Annotated in this window: 6 protein-coding genes; all 6 read right to left on the bottom strand. The window is 37.1% G+C overall.

The window, feature by feature from the left end:
• Window positions 1-441, bottom strand: a 441-nt coding sequence (locus AB1630_07860) for a hypothetical protein (protein ID MEW6103708.1), incomplete at its 3' end; no start/stop codon positions are given.
• A 531-nt stretch (window positions 442-972) separates the two neighbouring features.
• The gene (nrfD, locus tag AB1630_07855) at window positions 973-2,013 is read right to left on the bottom strand and encodes an NrfD/PsrC family molybdoenzyme membrane anchor subunit (GenBank protein MEW6103707.1); all 1,041 of its coding nucleotides are present in this window, start codon (window positions 2,011-2,013) and stop codon (window positions 973-975) included.
• Window positions 2,013-2,405: a HEPN domain-containing protein gene (locus tag AB1630_07850; protein MEW6103706.1), complete on the bottom strand. Its 393-nt coding sequence runs from the start codon at window positions 2,403-2,405 to the stop codon at window positions 2,013-2,015. Before AB1630_07850 ends, nrfD begins: the two co-directional genes overlap by 1 nt.
• On the bottom strand, window positions 2,389-2,712 hold the full coding sequence (locus AB1630_07845; protein ID MEW6103705.1) for a nucleotidyltransferase domain-containing protein: 324 nt from the start codon (window positions 2,710-2,712) through the stop codon (window positions 2,389-2,391). The genes AB1630_07850 and AB1630_07845 overlap by 17 nt, the downstream gene beginning before the upstream one ends.
• A 3-nt stretch (window positions 2,713-2,715) precedes the next feature.
• Entirely contained in the window at window positions 2,716-2,889 is a 174-nt protein-coding gene (locus tag AB1630_07840; protein MEW6103704.1) for a hypothetical protein, read from the bottom strand.
• Complete coding sequence (locus tag AB1630_07835) at window positions 2,862-3,008, bottom strand: 4Fe-4S dicluster domain-containing protein (GenBank protein MEW6103703.1); 147 nt, start codon at window positions 3,006-3,008, stop codon at window positions 2,862-2,864. Before AB1630_07835 ends, AB1630_07840 begins: the two co-directional genes overlap by 28 nt.
• Window positions 3,009-3,186 lie beyond the last annotated feature (178 nt).

Below are 3,186 nucleotides of genomic sequence, written 5' to 3'. Positions count from 1 at the left end.
CCTTTGCTCTGTCCTTTTCTGTGCCTCGGCAAGCTCTTCTACCCTTTGCTCTGTCCTTTTCTGTGCCTCGGCAAGCTCTTCTACCCTTTGCTCTGTCCTTTTCTGTGCCTCGGCAAGCTCTTCTACCTTTTGCTCTGTCCTTTTCTGTGCCTCGGCAAGCTCTTGCAAAGCTTTATCAAGCCTGCCTACCTCCTTCTGGGTTTCTTTCTGAGCAATAGCAAGCTCTTCTAACCTTTGCTCTGTCCTTTTCTGTGCCTCGGCAAGCTCTTCAATAACTATTTCTATCCTTGTAAGACGCTTCTCACTTTCTTTCTGGGCAATGGCAAGCTTCCTTACCTCATTCGTAAGGAGGTTAAACTCTTCCCTATCTACCCTTATACCCTTTGTTTTTTCCTCTACAATCGTCTCAATTGTTTTGTAAAGCTCAAGACTTATCGCCATATCTTTATTGTAACCTTTAAGGTAGTCTTTTGTCAATCCGAGTAACTATTCAGCCACGGATGAACTTTAGATGAAACATGGATTTTTTATCGTTTAAATTCAACGCTTTCTCTTCCATTCAACTTTTTCTCTTCCAAAGTTAATTATGTAAGTCCACTTCTTTTTTTCTGGCAAAAAGCCATAAGACCCCAGCAAATTATAACCTTCAAATGCTCCTTATACTAAAAAGCAATTGGTTTTCCAGTAATCAAAATCATTATTTAGTTAGATTTGGACACCAATTTTGTTTGGGTATAAATAATATCCTCTGTTATTTTTTATGCTTTAAACTCATTCTATTTTATCCTCTGCTAATCCGTGTTAATCAGTGGCTGAATGGTTACAAATATGCTTTTAGGAATATCCATTTTGCCTTTATGACTTAACCTAACCTGTAAGATCTCTTTATCTTCCAAAACCTTCTTTCATGTTTTATGCTTCTTTTCCCTGACCTTTTCAAATCCTATTTTTTCTAAGACCCTACGCATCTGGTCATAGGTGTATATGGCCATACCTTACCTCAATCTGCTCTAACACCTCCCAGTCACTTTTGCATCGGTTTATCCTTTCTATGTAGGGTAAATGGTGGTAACGATTGGGGCTTTTAGAAAAAAGCCCTTTTTGTGCCTCATAGTCTTCGGCATACTCTTTAATCATCTCCACCATTGCCCTGAGGGTATCATTTGGTGTGTCCATTTCCGTTAGCAAATCCAATTCCACGCATTTAGCACAAAACCTGCTATTATCTTTAAAGATATAAACTGACAGCCTGGTTAGATTTTCTACAATAAGAAAATAGAGGACAACAATAATAAAAATGGCAAATAGCCTTGAGAGTTTAATAAGAAGCCTTGGATCAAGAAATCTATTTGTGCATTTAAAGGTCAATGCCAATAAAACAATGATTAAGGCTGTGCCAGAGGATAAAGCTGCCGCGACAAAGGAGGGAGGGGTTAATGACGAATGGTAAAGCTCTCTTGCCCTGATAAACCCAAATATTCCACCTGTTCCCGAATGAACAAGGATAGCAATAAAAACAGCAATTACTCCTAATACCTTAATTGTTTTTTGCATCTCTTTTTCCATGACAAAGATATAGACAAAGCATAATAAAATGTAAGTTGTATAAAATAGGGCATTCCAGGACAATATGGATTCTGGATTTGGATGGAAGAATAGCTCTAATACCCTCTCTGGCCTTCCTAAATTAAACCCTAATGAGATAAGGGCGCCAATCAATAATATTGCGGCAAGGTATGCAGCAACCCTTGCAAATTGCTTATATTGTTTTTGGGAAAAAACAGCGGAAATGGATGATAAAATAAGTGAGCCTGCAGAAAGGCCAATGAAAAAAATGGTTAGAACCTTCATAATTCCCCAGGGCACATTATTGGTCATCCCGGTAATGTAATATCCCTTTGTGAACATAAGGTAGGAATAATAGCATCCTAGAAGAGCAAGGATGACGAGAAGGGCTAAAAATAGGTTAAATTTAGCCCTCTTTCCGCTTATTCTTTCAAAATCTAGCTTCATCAATCTTTTACTCCCAATTTCTTTTTTATAAAAATCCTTATCTTTTTTGTCCTCTCGAGAGCATCTTTAGCCTCTTCTTCTATGGCTTCTTCTCCTGGATAACGGTATTCAACAACATATGGGGTTAAAGGCATTATAATCTCCCGTATTTCCTCAAAAGAAGGGTCATCTTCTCCACAGAGGTCTAATAGATTTTCAAGGTCGTGTGTCCAGGGAGGATTTTTCTCTTTAAAAACTAAAGATGCCTTAAAATATTTTTCGCAAGCTTGCTGACAGTGGTAGCATACAAGGTCAAAAAGGGGATCTTTTTTTCTTTTAGCAAGATAGCAAGCAGCCTTAAAATCATTTTCTGCTTTATTATACCACTCTAAAGCATTAGATTTTTCTTTCATAAACAACCCTTCCATTTTCTATAATTTTCTTGATAAAAAAATCATTTATCTTAAGCCTTTCTTCAATCTCTCTTGGGGTTCTTACCAGAATATCCATAGACAGAAACCTGGGGCGACAGAGCTTTCTAATCTTGATTGCTCTTTTGGCAGGCCTTTCATTACTTTTCATTATTACTAGCAAATCAACATCACTATCTGGCTTAGACTTTCCCTCTGCATAGGAACCAAAAAGAATTACCTTTAAAGGATGAAAGTGTGTTTTTATCTTATTTATTATATCGTTTAAAAGCCTCTCATCTATCTTCAATTTTTAAATCCCCAAATAATAAACCTTTGGCTTTAGCCTTAAATCTTCTCTTATTGCCTTTGCATCCTTTAGATTTATATTATTCAACTCACCAAAGGTAAATGCCTTGTTTGGGCAGACCTCAACACAAATGGGCAATAACTCTTTGTCTACCCTATGCACACAAAAATTACACATTCCTGGCACACCAAAACTATGCCATCCTCCCTTATAAATGATGCCTTTACCGGGCAAACACGAACGCAAGGGGCATCGCTGCAATGGTTGCAAAGAATGGGGATATTTTTGCCCTCCATCTTTGCTATCCTTATCCAATAGTTATCAATCCTTTTTTCTCCAAAGACCCCTAAATTCCTATATTTCGCTACCTTTGTCCAGAATTACCTCTAAACAGGATATATTATATCAAAAACACATCACAAAAAGATAATCTCTTTTTTCCTTTATAGATTTTTTTGTTAAATACCATCAAAA

Source organism: bacterium (assembly GCA_040753555.1).
Lineage (GTDB): Bacteria > UBA9089 > UBA9088 > UBA9088 > UBA9088 > JBFLYE01.
This window is presented reverse-complemented; position numbering and strand designations above follow the sequence as displayed.